Source organism: Tautonia sociabilis (assembly GCF_003977685.1).
Classification (GTDB): Bacteria; Planctomycetota; Planctomycetia; order Isosphaerales; family Isosphaeraceae; genus Tautonia; species Tautonia sociabilis.
This window is the reverse complement of record NZ_RYZH01000001.1, coordinates 126,956-143,639: the sequence shown is the minus strand read 5'-3', so window position 1 is coordinate 143,639 and position 16,684 is coordinate 126,956. Positions and strand designations below refer to the sequence as shown.

The following is a 16,684-nucleotide window of genomic DNA, read 5'->3' as shown; positions in this document are numbered from 1 at the left end:
CCCTCGGGTTAGACTGGCGGTCCGAATCATCCGGACGACCGCGGCGGAGCCCGGTCCTCCCGCGGCTCGGCCCCTCGGATGCCCCCGGCACCGACGACGGAGCGCCTTCGATGCCAACGACCACCGGCTCGTTCACCATGTTCGACGTACCCGAGGATCTCAAGGCTATCCTCGACGCCTGCCCCGGCTGGCAGGTCGCCGGCAGCGTCGCCGAGCTGACCGAGCTGGCCGTGGGCGACGCCGTCGACGGCTGGCATGAGGTCGCGTATGACGTCCCCGGCCGGGGCCCGGTCGTCGAGGCACGGGTCTGCCGGGTGAACAACGGGATCGCCGCCAACTACCTCGAACCCTACATGAGGCGGCGCGACCCCGACTGCATGGTCATCGGCGACGCCCGGCCCACCAACAAGCCTCGCTACGCGGAACGCTTCGGCGTCGGCTTCGAGCAGACCCGCGCCGAGACGTTCGACTGGCTGAAGACGCAGCCCCTGGCCCTCTTGCCGTTCATCTCCGGGGTGCCCGGCAAGGGGATCGACGCAATTGCCGTAGTGCCGGCCAACGCCGGCTTCTTCGCGCTCGGCCTCGCGCTGTTGCAGGGCATCCTCGGCCCCGACGAGATCCGCCCCGACTTCCACCCTCGGGCCGTCGTCTACGTCGCCCCGCCGTTCCGGCACACGCACTTCGACGGCAAGCAGGTCGTCGTGCACAACCGCCTGGAGCACCTGCACGAGCTGTTCAGCTACAACCTCTACCCCGGCCCGAGCGCGAAGAAGGGCATCTACGGCGTCTTGCTCGCCCTTGGCGAGCGCGAGCAGTGGGTGACGGCCCATTGCTCGACCGTCCGGATCATCACCCCCTACGGCAAACGCCTGACCGTGATGCACGAGGGGGCCAGCGGCGGCGGCAAGAGCGAGATGCTCGAGGAGATCCACCGCGAGCGCGACGGCCGCCTGCTGCTCGGTCGCCGCCTGGCCGACGGCGATGAGCGCCACCTCATCCTCCCCCGGGGCTGCCAGCTTCAGCCGGTCACCGACGACATGGCCCTCTGCCACCCCAGCCTCCAGGACGGCGACGGCCGCCTCAAGCTCATCGACGCCGAATCCGCCTGGTTCGTCCGCGTCAACCACATCGACCGCTACGGCGTCGACCCGCACCTGGAGGAGCAGACGATCAACGCCCGGGAGCCGCTGCTGTTCCTCAACATCCGCGCCGTCCCCGGGGCGACGGCCCTGATCTGGGAGCACATCGAGGACGAGCCTGGCAAGCCCTGCCCGAACCCCCGCGTCGTCATCCCTCGGCAGACGATCCCCGGCGTGGTCAACGGCCCGGTGCGGGTCGACGTGCGGTCGTTCGGTGTGCGGACGCCCCCCTGCTCCCGGCAGGCCCCCAGCTACGGCATCATCGGCCTGTTCCACGTCCTGCCGCCGGCCCTGTCGTGGCTCTGGAGGCTAGTCGCCCCGCGGGGGCATGCGAACCCGAGCATCGTGCAGACCGAGGGGATGAGCTCCGAGGGGGTCGGCTCCTACTGGCCCTTCGCCACCGGCCGCCGGGTCGACCAAGCGAACCTGCTGCTCACCCAGTTCCGGGAGGGCCGCCGGATGCGCCACGTGCTGATCCCTAACCAGCACATCGGCGGCTGGAAGGTCGGCTTCATGGGCCAGTGGATCGCCCGCGACTACCTCGCCCGCCGCGGCCCCGACCCGTTCGACCCCGATCAGATCACCCCGGCCCGCTGCCCGTTGCTGGGGTACGCGTTGAACAGCCTGGTGATCGAAGGCCAGGACATCCCCCCCATCTTCCTCCAGGTCGACCGCCAGAAGGAGGTCGGCGAGGACGGCTACGACGCCGGAGCCGCCATCCTCACCGACTTTTTCCGCAAGGAGCTGGCCAACTACCTCGTCCCCGACCTCGACCCGCTCGGCCGCCAGATCATCGAGTGCATGCTCGACGGCGGCACCGTCCGGGACTACGAGGCGCTGATCCCCGGCCTCGCCATCGTTGCTGACGAGGACCTCTGATGGCCCCCCGCCGCCCGGCCCGGGCCCCTGCCCCTCGCCCGAAGGAACGCCTATGCCCCGATCGTCGCTGCTGATCCTGCCGATGCTCGTCGCCCTGATCGCGGCGGGGGCCTCGGCCGGTCGACCCGCTCCGCAAGACGACCCCGAGGCGGGCGATCCCCCCGCGGCGGCCGGGACTCCTGCTGACCCGGTCCCCGAGCCCGATCCAATCGGCGCCGGCCGGTTCCGGAGCTTGCTGGGGATCGCCGCGATCCTCGGCGTGGCCGTGCTGTTTTCCGAGAATCGCCGGGCGATCTCCATCCGGACGGTCGCGCCCGGGCTGATGCTCCAGGTCGGGCTCGGGCTGCTGCTGATCCTCGTCCCGAGCGGACGCCAGGGGATGAAGGCGGCGTCGGAGTTCGTCGTGGTCGTGCTGAACTGCGCCATCGCCGGCGCCGAGTTCGTCTTCGGGCCGACCCTGGTCGACCCGGCAGGGCCGGCCGGCTTCGTGTTCGCCTTCCGGGTCCTGCCGACGGTCATCTTCGTGGCGGCGCTGTTCGCGGTGCTCTACCAGATCGGCCTAATGCAGCTTGTCGTCCGAGGCTTCGCCTGGGGAATGGCCCGGCTGCTTGGGTCGAGCGGGGCCGAGTCGCTCAATGTGGCCGCCTCGCTGTTCCTCGGCCAGACGGAGGCCCCGCTGACGATCCGACCGTTCCTGGCCGGTCTGACGAGATCGGAGTTGATGGTGGTGATGGTTTCCGGCATGGCGCTCGTCTCCGGAGGCGTGCTGGGTGCCTACATCGAGGCCGGTGCCGATCCCGGCGCGTTGCTCACGGCGATCCTGATGAACGCTCCCGCCTCGATCGTCCTGGCCAAGATCCTTGTCCCCGAGACCGGCCTGCCCGAGACGCTCGGCCGGGTCGACGCCGACGCGACCCCAAAGGACGCCAACGTCATTGACGCCGCCGCCCGGGGAACCCGGGAGGGGCTCCACCTGGCGCTGAACATCGCGGCGGTGCTGATCACCTTCATCGCGCTGATCACTCTGGTGGACGCCGGGCTCGGGGCATTTGGCCGAGCCGTGGCCGGGTGGTCCGGCGGCCGGCTGCCGCTGGAGGGGCTGTCGCTGGGGGGGATCCTGGGGGTGCTCCTGGCGCCGTCGGCCTGGCTGATGGGGGTGCCGTGGAGCGATTGCGTCGAGGTGGGCGGTCTACTGGGCGCTCGCCTGGTGCTCAATGAGCTGGTCGCCTACGGCCTGCTCGGCGAGGCGACCTCGCAATTGCATGCCCGATCGGCGACAATCGCCACGTTCGCCCTCTGCGGCTTCGCCAACCTCAGCTCCATCGGCATCCAGGTCGGCGGGATCGGGGCGTTGGTCCCCGAGCGTCGCACCGACCTGTCGAGGCTTGGGTTGAAGGCGCTGCTCGCGGCCACCCTGGCCAACTTCCTTTCCGCCAGCATCGCGGGGACGCTGCTCTCGTGAGGACGACGATGCTCTATACCCGGGCCTCCGAGGCCGCCAACGTCATCGCCGGCCGGGCCCCGGGTCCGATTGGCGCCGGCGTCGTGCTCGGCTCGGGGCTGGGAGGGCTGGCCGACCGCCTGTCGGATCCGGTCGCGATGCCCTATGCCGAGCTGCCCCACTTCCCCATGACCACGGTCGCCGGCCACCCCGGACGGCTGCTCATCGGCGGCATCGGCGGCCTGCGCGTCGCCATGTTCCAGGGCCGGTTCCACCACTACGAAGGGCACGACCTGGAATGCGTGACCTTCCCCATTCGGGTGTTGCACCGGCTGGGAGTTCCCCGGGTCATCCTGACGGCGGCGACCGGAGGGATCCGGGACGACCTCGGACCCGGCTCGATCGTCTGCCTGTCCGACCACCTGAACCTCATGGGGGTTTCCCCGTTGCGGGGCCGCAACGACGACCGGCTCGGCCCCCGCTTCCTGGACCTCTCCGAGGTCTACTCCTCCCGGCTCCGGTCGCTGGCCCGGGAGGAAGCCGCCCGGCTCGGCTTCGTTCTGCCCGAGGGGGTCTACGCCTGCATGCCCGGGCCGAACTACGAGACACCGGCCGAGATTCGGATGCTCCGAGCCCTCGGCGCCGATGTGGTCGGCATGTCCACGGTCCCCGAGGCGATCGTCGCCCGTCACAGCGGCCTGGAGGTGCTGGGCCTGGTCATCGTCACCAACTGGGCCGCCGGCATCAGCCCGGCTCCCCTCTCCCACGCCGAGGTGATCGAGGCGAGCCTCGCCGTCGGAGGCCGGCTCGCCGACCTGATCGACGCCGTCCTCCGCCGGCTCTCGACGGAACCGGACGCCGGTCGCTCCCCCGTCCCCGTCCCCGTCCCCTGAGCCGGCCGGGCGTTCCCTCTCTCCCCTGGAGACGACCCGATGCGTCGCCCGAACCTCCTCTTCACCCTGCCGATGCTCGCCCTGATGGGTTGCAGCAACGCCGCCGCCCCAGTCGAGGCCCCCGACCTCGACGCCGTTGCTCCCGGAGCCGGAGCCGGTGCTGGAGCCGGAGAGGGGAACGCCTCCTCCCCCCCAGTCGGGCCCGGGGCCGACGATTCCCGACCCGACGCCCCCGACCCTGCTTCCGGGGAGGCCAACGCCGCCGACGGCGCCGGCACCCCGTTCGGCACCGAGGACGGGCCCGTCCCCTTCAATCTCAGCCCTCCCCGAGACCTGGAGGACCTGCCTCCCGCGCCGGAACCCTTGGCCGAGCCGGAGGCCCCGGCCGAGGAGCCCGCTCCCCCCGTCATCGACGACCCCGAAGGTCCGGGAACCGGCCGGTCCTGAGGGCCGATGATCGGATCGAAGCGATGCGAGCGGGAGGACCGATCGGAGGGGGTCTTGCCGCCCTTGAGCCCGTCGCTGAGGGAACCGAGCGCCCGGGGTCCGGTCATTCACGCCGGGCTCGGGGGATCGCTTCCGGCTTTCCCTCCCTCAGCCAGTCCCCTTGTAGGCCCGGTCGAGCAGATCGATCGGGTGCTCCACCTGGATCGAGCTGCCGGCTTCCTTCGCCTTCCGGGCGATCTGGAGGATGCAGCCCACGTTGCCCGTGACGACCGCCTCGGCCCCTGAGGCGAGGATGTGCTCGATCTTCCGCCTCCCGAGCCGCTCGGACATCTCCGGCTCGGTCAGGTTGTACGTCCCGGCGGCTCCGCAGCAGATCTCCGTCTCCTCCAGGGGCACCAGCTCCAGGCCGGGGATCAGTTCCAGCAGTTGCCTCGGCTGCGACCGGATCTTCTGGGCGTGCGCCAGGTGGCAGGCGTCGTGGTAGGTGACTCGGGAATACGACACCGGGTGGGACGGCGGAATCGGCCCGAGCTGGACGAGGAACTCGGAGATGTCCTTCACCTTGGCGGCGAACTTCGCCCCGAGGGCGCGATCGGCCTCCGGGAGGAGGTGGCCGTAGTCCTTGAGCATCGCTCCGCAGCCGGCGGCGTTGACGATGATGGCGTCGACCGAGTCGAGGTCGAAGGCCCGGAGGTTGGCCCGGGCCAGGTCGAAGGCGGGCCCCTCGATGCCCGAGTGGTAGTGGATCGCCCCGCAGCAGGCCTGGGAGCGGGGGATGACCACCTCGCAGCCGTTGCGTTGCAGCACTCGGGCGGTCGCGGCGTTGGTGTCCGGGAACATCGCGTCGGCGACGCATCCGAGGAACAGCGCCACCCGGGCCCGCTTCGGCCCGATCGGCGGCAGGACCTCCGGCAGCTTCCTCCCTCGGCCGGAGAGCCGGGGGAGCATCGCCTGCATCCGGCGCAACGTCGGCGGTAGCAGCCTGGTCAGGCCAAGCGTCTCCGCCGCGTCCAGCGCGCCGACCCGCTGCAAGAGCCGGGCGGGGGCCAGGGCCAGCCGCACGCGATTGCTGTAGGGGAACAGGTGGCGGAGGATCATCGCTTGCAGCCAGCTCCTCCGTCCCGGAGGGGCCGTCTGCCGCAGGGCGACCTTGAACGGTTCGATCAATTGCCCGTACTTCACCCCGGAGGGGCAGGCCGACTCGCAGGCCCGGCAGTCGAGGCACAGGTCCAAATGCCGGCGGACCTGGTCGCTCGCCGCCATCCGGCCGTCGACCACCGACCGCATCAGGTAGATGCGTCCCCTGGGGCTGTCGTTCTCGTTGCCGGTTTCGACGTAGGTCGGGCAGCTTGCCGTGCAGAGCCCGCAGTGGACGCACTCCTGGAACCGGCGGTAGTTGATTTTCGAGGCAAGCCAGTCCAGGTCGACGCCAGCGTCGGTCGGCCGGGAGAGGCCGGAGGGGGCCGGGCCCGGTCCCGGCTCGGGGGCCGAGTCCGGCCGATTCGGAGAGGCGACGGTGGTCATGGCTCGGCTCGCAATCGGGAGGGTCGTGCGTTCGATCGGATCGGGTCCAATCCGGGCGGGGCGGGGCGGGAGTCGGCCGACGGTCAGGGGTCGATTGTATCAGAGGAAGCGGCCCGGGTTCATCGCCCCGGCCGGGTCGATCGCCCGCTTGACCATCCGGGCCAGCTCCCAGTCTCCCCGGGGTGCCCCCCAGATGCCCAGGGAAGGCTTCCGGTCGGTCGGGCAGCGGGGGAGGATCAGGTTCCCCCCGGCCGACACCGCCGCCTCCCGGAGGCGGGTCACATCCTCCGCCAGCCGGTCGACCTCGATCCCCGGGCGGCCCAACCCCCAGACAATCCCGTTGCCGGCGTGGCTCTGCACCTCCCATCGGCCCGGGTCGATCGACTCGACGAAGGCCACGACCGACGACGGCAGCAGATTCGCCTTGAAAGAGAGCGCCGAACTGGCCTCCCCCTCTCCTCCGAGGGCCAAGCCCCCCGCCGGGTGGTCGGTGAGGGCCCCCCAGAGCCGATCCGCGTCCGATCCCCGGACGGGGACGAGCCCCGACGCCCCTCCAAGCTCGGCCTCGAGGACGTCGAGCTGCCAGGAGACGAGCGTTTCGGTCCCCTCCAGCCCCACCGCGAGCACCACGCCGCCGGCCGGCAGGTCGAGCCCCGATCGTCGGGCGACCGCCTCCGCCGCCGGGCCGTTGAGCAGCTCCAGCGCGACCGGCCGCGTCCTCGAGGTGTTCAAGACGCCGAGCACTTCTTCCAGCGGCTCCATCCCCGGCCAGGTCGACCAGCAGAGCGCCGTCGCCTCGGGGCGGGGCCTCGTCTTGAGCGTCAGTTCAACGATCACGCCAAGACTCCCCATCGAGCCGGTGAGCAGCTTCGGCAAGTCGTAGCCGGCGACGTTCTTGACCACCCGGCCGCCCCCCTTGACCAGCTCCCCCTTCGAGGAGGCGAAGGCGACCCCGATGATCAGGTCCCTCGGCCGGCCGTTGCCGAATCGGCGAGGCCCGCTGGAGTCGGTGGCGAAGACGCCGCCGATCGTCGCGAGATCGGCGGCCGGCGCCTCCAGCGGCAGCCGCTGGCCCTGCGCCCCCAGGGTACGCTGCAACTCGGCCAGGGTGAGGCCGGCCTCGACGGTGATCGTCATGTCGGCGGCCGGGTAGTCGACCACCCGGGAGAGGCCGGTCACGTCGATGGCCACCCCGGGCCGGGCCGGGATGCCGCCGCACTCCAGCGCCGTCCGGCCTCCTTGCGGGTAGAGGCCGATGCCCTCGGCGGCCAGTCGGCCGAGGGCGTCGGCCAGCTCCTGGCGGTCGGTCGGGCGCTCGACGGCCGAGGCGAAGCGGCCGTCGCCGAGGGGAGTGTCGTTCGGGGAGTCGGGCCAGTTCATCGGGGCGATTCCGGAGGGGACGCGAGGGTCGGATGCGGGGAGGAGGCCGAGCCCGCCGGCTCCGCCGCCTTGAGGGAGGGCCGGGAGGGGGGCCGCAAGGGCAAGCGGATGGTGAAGCAGGACCCCTCCCCCGGCTGGGAGGAAACCTCGATCGTCCCGCCGTGGTCCTGGATGATGCCGTAGCTGATCGACAGCCCCAGCCCCGTGCCGATGCCGACCGGCTTGGTCGTGAAGAACGGGTCGAAGATCCGGTCCCGGATCGTCTCGTCGATGCCGCAGCCGTCGTCGATCACCTCGATGCGGACCCCCTCCTCCCCCGGACAGGAGCGGGAGCGGATGATGACCCGGCCCTCGGGCTCGCAGGCATCGATCGCGTTTACGATCAAGTTCATTAAAACTTGATTGATCTTCGCCGCGTGACACTGCACCGGCGGCAGCTCCCCCAGTTCCCGGATGATCTCGACCTGCTGCTTCTTGGCATATCCGAGGATGATGTTCACCGACGACTCGATCCCCGAGTTCAGGTCCACCTCGGTTAGTTCCCCCTCGTCGAGCCGGGCGAAGACGCGGAGGTCCTTGACGATGTCGTGGATCCGGCGGAGGCCGTCCCGGGTCCGCTGGAGCAGGCCGCCGAGATTCTCGAGCGTGTAATCGACGTCAATCTCTTCGCAGTAGCGCCGGATCTCCGCCGCCAGCTGAGGGGCGTGCTCATCGATCAGCCCGTCGGCCGTGCGATAGAGCCGCAGGAGTTGGTGCAGCTCCCCCAGGTCGCGCTGCAATACCGCGACGTTGTTGCCGACGAAGGCCAGCGGGTTGTTGATCTCGTGCGCCACCCCGGCGACGAGCTGCCCGAGCCCGGCGAGCTTGGCCGACTCGACCATCCGACTCTGGGCCTGCTCGCGCTCCTCTAGCGCCCGGCGCTCGGACTGGGCCATCTCCTGGAGCAACTGGTTCTGGGCCCGGAGCAGGTCCTCGGCCATCTTGCGGTCGTGGATGTCGCTGATCGAGCCGGCCATGCGGATCGGCCGGCCGCTCTCGTCCCAGACCGCCTGGCCCCGGGCGAGGAACCAGCGGTACGGCCCGGTCTTGGTCCGGAGGCGATACTCGACCACGAACGGCTCCCGGTCCTTCAGGTGCCGGGCCGCCGCCCGGCGCACCGGATGCCGATCCTCCGGGTGGAGGTACTCCAGGAAGGTCTCGATCCGGTGGGGGAATTCGTCCTCCCCGAAGCCGAGCAGTTCCTTGAAGCGGGGGGAGTAATACGTGTCGTTGGTGCGGAGATCCCAGTCCCAGAGGCCGTCGTTGGTCCCCCGGACGGCCAGCGCGAACCGCTCCTCGCTGGCGGCCAGCGCCTCCAGGGTGCGGTACTGCTCGGTCACGTCCCAGAAGATGCACTGAAGGCCAACGACCCGCCCGGAGGGGTCGCGCAGCGGCGACTTGGTCACCTGGACCCGGCGGATCTCCCCCTCGCTGGTGACGTGGGCCTCCACATCCTCCACGACTTCTCCGGTCCGCATGACCCGGAGGTCGTCCCGGCGGTACTTCTCGGCCAGCGCCTCGGGGTAGAAGTCGCGGTCGGTCTTCCCCTGGATCTCCTCCAGCGTGCGGCCGAGCGAGGCGCAGAACCGCCGGTTGGCGAAGGTGAACCGCCCCTGGGCATCCTTGCGGAAGATGTTCTGCGGCAGATTCTCGACGAGCGAGTGGTAGAACGCCTCGGAGGCCAGCCAGGCGTCCTCGGCTCGGTCCCGCTGCAACGACTGGGCGCGCAGCTCCTCGCGCAGGCGGCTGGCCCGCTGCCGGAGCATCCGGATCGCCAGCACCGCCCCCATCAGCAAGGCCGCCAGCAGCACGATGCTGGCCAGGGCCAACGGCTGCTCGTAATGCAGCGTCAACTGAGCCAGCAGCGGCAGCATCGGCATCGGCATCGGCATCGGCGACGCCGAGGCGGTGCGGGAGACGGCCGGTCGAGGGCGGGGGGCGGGGCGGCGGCGGTTCATGAAGAGGAATAGTACCGGATGTCCTGGCCCGAGAGGACCCGATCGACCCCCTCCTGGACCAGCCGAAGCAGATCCACCGTCTCCTCGTCCACGCTCACTCCCGCCTCGGTTGCCAGCACCTGCCCCTCGAAGGCGAGCTTATGCAGGGCGTAGGAGAGCCCGCGATCGAGGAGGGAGGCCCCCCGATGCTCGACCTCCAGGTCGACCAGTGCCCGCATCAGCTCGCGGCCGATCTCCGCCGGGATCGGCGCCCCGGCCCGCAGCAGCGTCAGGAAACCGCCGGGGGAGTCGCCGAGCAGGCCGGCGTGGTGGAAGATGACCTCGGCGGCCGGACGTTCCACGATCGCCTCCGGTGACGGCCTTCCCGCCTCAGCCTCAGCCTCGCCGTCTCTGTCGCTGTCGCCGTCGCCGGGAACCCTGGCGATTGGGGAGGGGGTCCCCCCGCCGGGAGGCCTCCGGAGCGAGGCGGTCCATTCGACCAGATAGTCCGGATCGTCGGCGATCGCCAGCAGGCGATCCAGCCGTCCCCGGCGGGACTGGTCGGACTGGTCGCGGTCCAGGGTATCCTGAGCCTCGATCGCCCTCATCAGCAGCGCCTCGCAGTAGCGTTGCACCGATTCGACCCCGGCGAGCATCGCCTGCCGCTCGGCCCGGTCCAGGGCGGCGATCGGCAGGTAGAGGACGATCCGCTGCTCCTCGGCCTTCGGATCCGGCCCCTTGCGCTCGAAGGGCCGGAACGTGCCGGGGACGTGCCTCCTCCTGGGGATCCTCGGACGCTTGCTCACGACGCCTCCTCGCCTGGAGGACACACCGGAGGCCCTGCCCGGTCAGGCCGGCGCGTGCCGGCCGGGGCTCTTGCGCTCGATGCAGCCAACACCGATCGGCAGCATTTTGCCGGGGCTACACCGCCCCTGGGGGTTGAACACCTCCCGCAGGGCGACCATCGCCGCCAGGTCGCTGGGAGAGAACAGCCTGGGCATGAACTCCATCTTCTCGACGCCGATGCCGTGCTCCCCCGTCACGCTGCCGCCGCAGGCGATGCACTCCTCCAGGATCTCGTGGCTGGCGTCGAGCACCCGGCGCACCTGGGCCGGGTCGCGCTCGTCGAACAGGAGGATCGGGTGGATGTTGCCATCGCCGGCGTGGAAGACATTGGCGATCCGCAGCCCGTTCTTCGCGCCAATCTCGGTGATCCGACGCAGGATGTGCGGCAGCTTCGTCCGAGGGACCACGCCGTCCTGCGTGCAGAAGGTCGGGCTCAGCCGGCCGATGGCCCCAAACGCCGACTTTCTCGCCTTCCAGATCGCGACGTACTCCGGCTCCTTGCGCGTCGTCCAGGCGATCGCGTTCTTCACCGACCCGCCGTTGCGGCGGACGACCTCGGCCACCGCCTCCGCCTCATGCTCCAGGCCGGCCTCGAGGCCGTCGACCTCGATGATCAGCACGGCGCCGGCGTCGGTCGGGAAGCCGAAGCCGAAGGCCTCTTCGAGGGCCTGGATCATCAGCGTGTCGAGCATCTCCAGCGCCGCCGGCACGATCCCCGCGGCGATCAGGCCGCTGACCGTCTCCGTCGCCTGGTCGACCGACTCGAAGACGCCCAGGAAGGTCCGGCCGGCCTCCGGGTCCCTCGTCAGGTTCACGATGACCTTGGTGACGACGCCGAAGGTCCCCTCGTTCCCCACGACCAGGCCGGCCAGGTCCAGCCCGGGAGTGTCCTCGGCCTTGCCGCCGATCTCGACTACGCGGCCATCCGGCAGGACGAGCTCCACCCCTCGGACGTGGTTGACCGTCACGCCGTACTTGAGCGTGTGCGGTCCTCCCGAGTTGGTCGCCACGTTGCCGCCGATCGTGCAGGCGGTCTGGCTCGACGGGTCCGGGGCGTAGTGGAACCCCGAGCCGGCCAGCGCCCGGGTCAGCCAGACGTTGACCACACCCGGCTCGACCACCGCGTAGCGGTCCCGGGTGTTGATCTCCAGGATCCGCTTCATGCGGGTCAGGCAGATCATCACCCCGCCGCCGACGGCCAGCGTGCCGCCGGCCAGGCTCGTGCCCGCCCCTCGGGGGACGAAGGGCACGTCGTACGTGTTGCAGAGCCGGACCACCGCGACGACCTGCTCCGTCGAGGTCGGGAAGACGACCACGTCGGGCACGTTCTTCTCGATGACGTAGCCATCGCACTCGTAGACGACCAGCTCGTCGCGGTGGTGCAGCAGGTTCTCCGGGCCGACGGCCCGGGCCAGCTCGGCTCGGAGGGATTCGGAGATGTCGACGGACTGGGCGACGGCCATGGCACTCGATCGGGGTGGGGCCGGCGGGGGTTCCGACAACCTCGGCTCCCCCCGGGGGTCGGGCCTCGCGGCAAGGTCCCCAGTCTACCACCGATCGCTCGGCCCGGGCCACAGCGCCCCTCCCCAATCCGGCTCGGGGCGGTCCCCTACGCCGGACCCGTCCCCTCGCAGCGGTCGCAGCGCCCGCAAGGCCCGCCCAGCACGTCCTCGTTGCCGAAGTAGTCCAGCAGGGTCCCCCACCGGCACGACCGGGACTCGGCGTACTCGGTCATCTGGTGCCGCTTCAGTATGCCCCGCTCCTCCCGCTCCCGGAACCGGGAGGCGATCCGGGTGGCCTCCCCCAGCGAGAGCTCGCGACGCGAGAGCCGATAGCGCCGGCCCGGCTCCCGACTCACCAGGCCGAACCGCTCCAGCAGGCCCAGGCAAACCCGGAGCCGGGTCTTCGAGAGCGGGCTGATCTTCAGGAGTTCCGAGAGGGTCGGCCCTCCTGGCTCGTCCTCCCATCGGGAGAGGGTGTGGTGGGCATTCACCAGGTCCTCGGCGTCGGGCATCCTCCCCCGGAAGAACGACTGCAAGGCGCGGTCGGCTGGGTCGTAGATCAGGATGCCTCGGGCCGGCTCGCCGTCCCGGCCGGCCCGGCCGAACTCCTGGTAGTACGCCTCGAGCGTCCCTGGCAGGTGATAATGGATCACGAACCGGATGTCCGGCTTGTCGATCCCCAGGCCGAAGGCGTTCGTGGCGACCATCGCCCGGACCTCCCCCCGCATGAATCGATCCTGCGCCTCGACCCGCTTCCGGAGCGGCATCCTCCCGTGGTACGACGCCACCGGCAGCCCGAGTCCTCCGAGGAATTCCGAGAGCTCGTCCACCGCCTTCACCGTCGCGCAATAGACGATCCCCACCCCCTCGGCCTCCTGGAGCAGGTGCAGCAGTGCGTTCTGCTTCGCCTCGGCCCCGGCGGCATTGATGACCGACAGTCCCAGGTTCGGCCGGTCGAAGCCGGTGTGGACCAGCTCCGCGTCGGGGATGCCCAGGGACTCGACGATGTCGTCGATCACCTCCGGGGTCGCCGTCGCCGTCATCGCCAGGACCGGGGGATGCCCGAGGTCGGCGATGGCGAGCCCGAGGTCGAGGTAGTCCGGCCGGAAGTCGTGCCCCCACTGGCTGATGCAATGCGCCTCGTCGATCACGAACAGATCGAGCCGCCGCCGCTTGAGCACGGCTCGGAACGCGGGGTCGGCCATCCGCTCGGGGGTCGTGAAGACGAACTCCGGCAGGCCGACCTCGATCGCCTCCTCGGCCAGTCGCGACTGCCGGTCGTTGAGCGAGCTGTTGACCTCGGCCACCGGGAAGCCTCGCCTCGCCAGCGCGTCGGCCTGGTCCTTCATCAGGGCCAGCAGCGGGCCGACGACGACGGTCGTCCCCTCCATCGCCAGCCCGGGGAGCTGGTAGCAGAGGCTCTTGCCCGACCCGGTGGGCATCACCACCACGGTGTCCTTGCCCTTCAGGGCCGAGGCGGCGGCCTCCTCCTGCCCGGCTCGGAACCTCCTGAAGCCGAAGTGCTCGCGGAGGTGACTACGGAGCGACCGACGCTCTTCCGGCGTGACGATGATCGACATGGAATGTCTCGGCCTGGACGGCAATCGACCCTCGGGGGCATCCCGCTCCCCGGTCTTGTGCCCGGCCCCGGTGCAAGTCGCGGGCCGCTCCGAGCCCTCACTGCTCGATCGCCGAGCGATCAAAGGCGACCGGCCCCTCCGGCACCAAGTCCGGTTCGAATCGCCGGAGGTACTCCGACGGCGACGCCGGCTCCCCGCTTCCCATCCCCAGCGTCTCTCCGATCCACCCGACCAGCCTCCTCGGGTCCATCCCCCCCTCGCGAAGGGTCGACAGCTTGATCGACTCGTCCCGCTTCGCCAGCCGACGGCCATCCGGCCCGAGGACCAGCGGAACATGCCCGAACCGGGGAGGCACCAGCTCGAGAGCCCGGTACAGCAGCAGTTGCCTCGGCGTGCTGGAGATCAGGTCGTCTCCCCGGATGACCTGCGTGACCCCCATCGCCGCGTCGTCGACCACCACCGCCAGTTGATATGACGGCGAGCCGTCGGAGCGGCCGACAACGAAATCCCCCTCAATGGCCGAGGGGACCATCTCCAGCCGGCCCCGGAACAGGTCGTCCCAGGCCACCGGCTCCTCCCCGGCTCGGAACCGCCAGGCGAACGGCCGGTCTCGGATCAACCGGGCGTCTCCCGCCGACCGCTCGGCGCAGGTCCCCGGGTAGACCGGCCCCTCCTCCCCGAGGTGAGGAGCGGAGGCGGCCCGACGGATCTCCGACCGGGAGCAGGTGCAGGGATAGACCAGCTCGGCCCGCTTCAGGAGGTCCAGCGCGGCCTCGAACCGATCGAACCGCTCCGACTGGAGATAGGGCCCGTGGGGCCCCCCCACGTCCGGACCCTCGTCCCAGTCGATCCCAAGCCAGCGCAGGTCGGCCATCGCCTGCTCGGCCATCCCGGGGCGGACCCGGGAGGCGTCGATGTCCTCGACCCGGAACACGACCCTCCCCCCGGCTCTCCTGGCCATCAGCCAGGCCACCAGGAACGTCCTCGAGTGGCCGACGTGGAGCCCTCCCGTTGGCGACGGCGCCAGTCTTCCGACCTCGCCGGCACACCCGACCTGCCCCGTCTCTTCTCCCGGAGCCGACATGATCGCCACGGCCCCTCTCCCGGGCCAATCCCCCCTCCCCGATCGGCGGAACGGCCTCCTCGGCCAGTTCGCCTGTTCCCCTCCCGACCGGCGCCGTACAATCCTAACGTCGAGCCGACTCGGCGATCGACCCACACCACCAGCGAGCCCCCGGAGCGTCCCCCCGATGGATGCCGACCTGAAGCGCGAAGCCCGCCTCGTGATCGACCGGATCGTCCATCTGCGAGACTCTCTTTGACTTGGGCGACAAGCAAGCCCGGCGCGACGAGCTCGAGCAGCGGATGGGCCAGCCCGACTTCTGGAACGACCAGGAGAAGGCGCAGGCCGTCATCGGCGAGCTGAAGACGCTCAACTCCGTGATCAAGCCCTTCGAGGAGCTGATCGCCCAGGGGGATGACCTCGAGGCCATGATCGAGCTGGGCGAGGAGGCCGGCGACGACTCCTTCGACGAGGAGCTGAGGCAGGCCACCGAGCGCGCCCGCAAGGACTTCGACGCCTTCGAGCTCCGCTCGATGCTCTCCGGCCCCAACGACCACCGCAACGCTTACGTTACCATCCATGCCGGAGCCGGCGGCACCGAGGCCTGCGACTGGGCCGAGATGCTCCTGCGCATGTACATGATGTGGGCCGAGTCGCACGGCTACAAAGTCGAGATCACCGACCGCGAGGATGGCGGTTCGGCCGGGATCTCGATGGCCACGCTGCACATCATCGGCAACCTCGCCTACGGCTACCTTAAGAGCGAGGCCGGCGTGCACCGCCTGGTGCGCATCAGCCCGTTCGACGCCCAGGCCCGCCGCCAAACGTCGTTCGCCTCCGTCGACGTCCTGCCCGAGGTCGACGACACGATCACCGTCGAGATCCGCGACTGCGACCTCGAACGCGAGGTCTTCCGCTGCGGAGGCCCCGGCGGCCAGCACCAGAACAAGACCGAGTCGGGCGTCCGCTACCGGCACATCCCGACCGGCATCACCGCCGAGAGCCGATCGGAACGGTCGCAGTTCAAGAACGACGACAACGCCATGGCGCTACTCAAGGCCAAGCTCATCCGGATGGAGGAGATGAAGCGCGAGGCCGAGTACGCCAAGATGTACGACGAGAAGGGGGAGATCAGCTTCGGCAGCCAGATCCGCAACTACGTGTTGCAGCCCTACCAGCTCGTGAAGGACCTCCGCACCGGCTTCGAGGTCGGCAACCCCCGCGCCGTGCTCGACGGCGACCTCGACGGCTTCATCGAGGCCTACCTCCGCATGAAGCTCGAGCAGGGAGAGGCCGCCCCGACCTCCTGATCCCCTTCTCCGATCGCCCCGGAGGGCTCTTCCTCCGGGGCGATCGCTTCCCGCCTTCCCCGAATCCGCTGCCCACCCGCGATGCCCACGATCGACGAGTCCGAAGGCCGCCTCGCCCTGCTTGCCTCCGGGTTCCGGCTGGTCTTCCGATGGCTCGACGACCGCTGGACCCACGCCCTCGAGCTCGACGACGGCTCGTCGGAAACCTCGCTCGCCTCCTCCATCGAGGGAGCGGCCGACCCCTCCCGGCTCGTCAGCCCGGCCTTTCAGCAGATTCACGCCCTCCGCCCTGCCGACGATCCCGAGGCGGTTCGGGCCCTGCTCCTCGGCCAGGTCGGACCCCACCACACCTCGGCCGCCTTCACCCTCCGGGAGTCGAACTCGGGCGTCCTCGTCTCGGTCGAGGTCGCCGACCGCTGCCGATCCGAGATCGTCGCGCTCGCCAGCACCTACGCGGTTGACCTGCCTCCGGGGAACCTCCGAGCCGCCGACCCGTCCTCCATCCGCTGGGACCTTTCCCCGGGATCGCTCTCGCTCTGCTTCGAGGCCGCCCCCCCCGCCCGAGTCGGCCTCCGGGAGGCCGGCCGACGGGGGGTCCAGGTCCAGGCCGCCGCCCTCGTCTCGCCAGGAGAATCGACCTTCACCTGGTCCTATTCCTGGATGGCCGAGCGCTCCCGCTGACCACGATCGCCGCCGCCCCCAAC

The 16,684-nt window shown here is 70.4% G+C and carries 13 protein-coding genes; 6 read left to right on the top strand and 7 right to left on the bottom strand.

Annotated elements, in window-relative coordinates; translation table 11 throughout:
• Nucleotides 1–110 precede the first annotated feature (110 nt).
• The 4 genes from TsocGM_RS00585 to TsocGM_RS00570 are packed head-to-tail and all read left to right on the top strand — an operon-like array spanning nucleotide 111 to nucleotide 4,799.
• Nucleotides 111–2,018 (top strand): DUF4914 family protein, encoded by a 1,908-nt coding sequence (locus TsocGM_RS00585; protein ID WP_199756665.1) that lies wholly within the window; start codon nucleotides 111–113, stop codon nucleotides 2,016–2,018.
• Between the two features lie 52 nt (nucleotides 2,019–2,070).
• Entirely contained in the window at nucleotides 2,071–3,480 is a 1,410-nt protein-coding gene (locus TsocGM_RS00580; protein ID WP_199756664.1) for a NupC/NupG family nucleoside CNT transporter, read from the top strand.
• Between the two features lie 8 nt (nucleotides 3,481–3,488).
• Entirely contained in the window at nucleotides 3,489–4,352 is an 864-nt protein-coding gene (locus tag TsocGM_RS00575; protein WP_126723470.1) for a purine-nucleoside phosphorylase, read from the top strand.
• A 39-nt stretch (nucleotides 4,353–4,391) separates the two neighbouring features.
• A complete protein-coding gene (locus tag TsocGM_RS00570; RefSeq protein WP_126723372.1) occupies nucleotides 4,392–4,799 on the top strand; it encodes a hypothetical protein in 408 nt (135 codons plus the stop codon).
• Nucleotides 4,800–4,946: 147 nt separating this feature from the next.
• Here the strand turns inward: TsocGM_RS00570 and TsocGM_RS00565 are convergent, their stop codons facing one another.
• From TsocGM_RS00565 to gluQRS, 7 genes are all read right to left on the bottom strand, one after another.
• Nucleotides 4,947–6,323 (bottom strand): (Fe-S)-binding protein, encoded by a 1,377-nt coding sequence (locus TsocGM_RS00565; RefSeq protein WP_126723371.1) that lies wholly within the window; start codon nucleotides 6,321–6,323, stop codon nucleotides 4,947–4,949.
• Between the two features lie 99 nt (nucleotides 6,324–6,422).
• Nucleotides 6,423–7,703 (bottom strand): FAD-binding oxidoreductase, encoded by a 1,281-nt coding sequence (locus tag TsocGM_RS00560; protein WP_126723370.1) that lies wholly within the window; start codon nucleotides 7,701–7,703, stop codon nucleotides 6,423–6,425.
• The gene (locus TsocGM_RS00555; RefSeq protein WP_158633314.1) at nucleotides 7,700–9,622 is read right to left on the bottom strand and encodes a PAS domain-containing sensor histidine kinase; all 1,923 of its coding nucleotides are present in this window, start codon (nucleotides 9,620–9,622) and stop codon (nucleotides 7,700–7,702) included. Before TsocGM_RS00555 ends, TsocGM_RS00560 begins: the two co-directional genes overlap by 4 nt.
• Before the next feature lie 74 nt (nucleotides 9,623–9,696).
• Complete coding sequence (locus tag TsocGM_RS00550) at nucleotides 9,697–10,485, bottom strand: hypothetical protein (protein WP_126723368.1); 789 nt, start codon at nucleotides 10,483–10,485, stop codon at nucleotides 9,697–9,699.
• A gap of 42 nt (nucleotides 10,486–10,527) precedes the next feature.
• The gene (locus TsocGM_RS00545) at nucleotides 10,528–11,988 is read right to left on the bottom strand and encodes an FAD-binding oxidoreductase (protein WP_126723367.1); all 1,461 of its coding nucleotides are present in this window, start codon (nucleotides 11,986–11,988) and stop codon (nucleotides 10,528–10,530) included.
• A gap of 146 nt (nucleotides 11,989–12,134) precedes the next feature.
• The gene (locus TsocGM_RS00540; protein ID WP_126723366.1) at nucleotides 12,135–13,607 is read right to left on the bottom strand and encodes a RecQ family ATP-dependent DNA helicase; all 1,473 of its coding nucleotides are present in this window, start codon (nucleotides 13,605–13,607) and stop codon (nucleotides 12,135–12,137) included.
• Between the two features lie 97 nt (nucleotides 13,608–13,704).
• The gene (gluQRS, locus tag TsocGM_RS00535; RefSeq protein WP_126723469.1) at nucleotides 13,705–14,691 is read right to left on the bottom strand and encodes a tRNA glutamyl-Q(34) synthetase GluQRS; all 987 of its coding nucleotides are present in this window, start codon (nucleotides 14,689–14,691) and stop codon (nucleotides 13,705–13,707) included.
• A gap of 166 nt (nucleotides 14,692–14,857) precedes the next feature.
• Between gluQRS and prfB the strand changes: the two genes are divergently transcribed.
• A protein-coding gene (prfB, locus tag TsocGM_RS00530; RefSeq protein WP_126723365.1) for a peptide chain release factor 2 occupies nucleotides 14,858–15,980 on the top strand; the annotation gives its coding sequence in 2 pieces (ribosomal slippage) (nucleotides 14,858–14,926 and nucleotides 14,928–15,980; 1,122 coding nt in all).
• Between the two features lie 81 nt (nucleotides 15,981–16,061).
• Nucleotides 16,062–16,661 carry a hypothetical protein gene (locus TsocGM_RS00525; protein WP_126723364.1) on the top strand — a complete coding sequence of 200 codons (600 nt, stop codon included), beginning with the start codon at nucleotides 16,062–16,064 and terminating at the stop codon, nucleotides 16,659–16,661.
• The last annotated feature ends 23 nt before the right edge of the window (nucleotides 16,662–16,684 follow it).

Excerpts from the sequence above, each read along its gene's own strand:
- TsocGM_RS00585 (WP_199756665.1), top strand. The coding sequence starts at position 111 with ATGCCAACGACCACCGGCTCGTTCACCATGTTCGACGTACCCGAGGAT.
- TsocGM_RS00580 (WP_199756664.1), top strand. The coding sequence starts at position 2,071 with ATGCCCCGATCGTCGCTGCTGATCCTGCCGATGCTCGTCGCCCTGATC.
- TsocGM_RS00575 (WP_126723470.1), top strand. The coding sequence starts at position 3,489 with ATGCTCTATACCCGGGCCTCCGAGGCCGCCAACGTCATCGCCGGCCGG.
- TsocGM_RS00570 (WP_126723372.1), top strand. The coding sequence starts at position 4,392 with ATGCGTCGCCCGAACCTCCTCTTCACCCTGCCGATGCTCGCCCTGATG.
- TsocGM_RS00565 (WP_126723371.1), bottom strand. The coding sequence starts at position 6,323 with ATGACCACCGTCGCCTCTCCGAATCGGCCGGACTCGGCCCCCGAGCCG.
- TsocGM_RS00560 (WP_126723370.1), bottom strand. The coding sequence starts at position 7,703 with ATGAACTGGCCCGACTCCCCGAACGACACTCCCCTCGGCGACGGCCGC.
- TsocGM_RS00555 (WP_158633314.1), bottom strand. The coding sequence starts at position 9,622 with ATGCCGATGCTGCCGCTGCTGGCTCAGTTGACGCTGCATTACGAGCAG.
- TsocGM_RS00545 (WP_126723367.1), bottom strand. The coding sequence starts at position 11,988 with ATGGCCGTCGCCCAGTCCGTCGACATCTCCGAATCCCTCCGAGCCGAG.
- TsocGM_RS00540 (WP_126723366.1), bottom strand. The coding sequence starts at position 13,607 with ATGTCGATCATCGTCACGCCGGAAGAGCGTCGGTCGCTCCGTAGTCAC.
- gluQRS (WP_126723469.1), bottom strand. The coding sequence starts at position 14,691 with ATGTCGGCTCCGGGAGAAGAGACGGGGCAGGTCGGGTGTGCCGGCGAG.
- TsocGM_RS00525 (WP_126723364.1), top strand. The coding sequence starts at position 16,062 with ATGCCCACGATCGACGAGTCCGAAGGCCGCCTCGCCCTGCTTGCCTCC.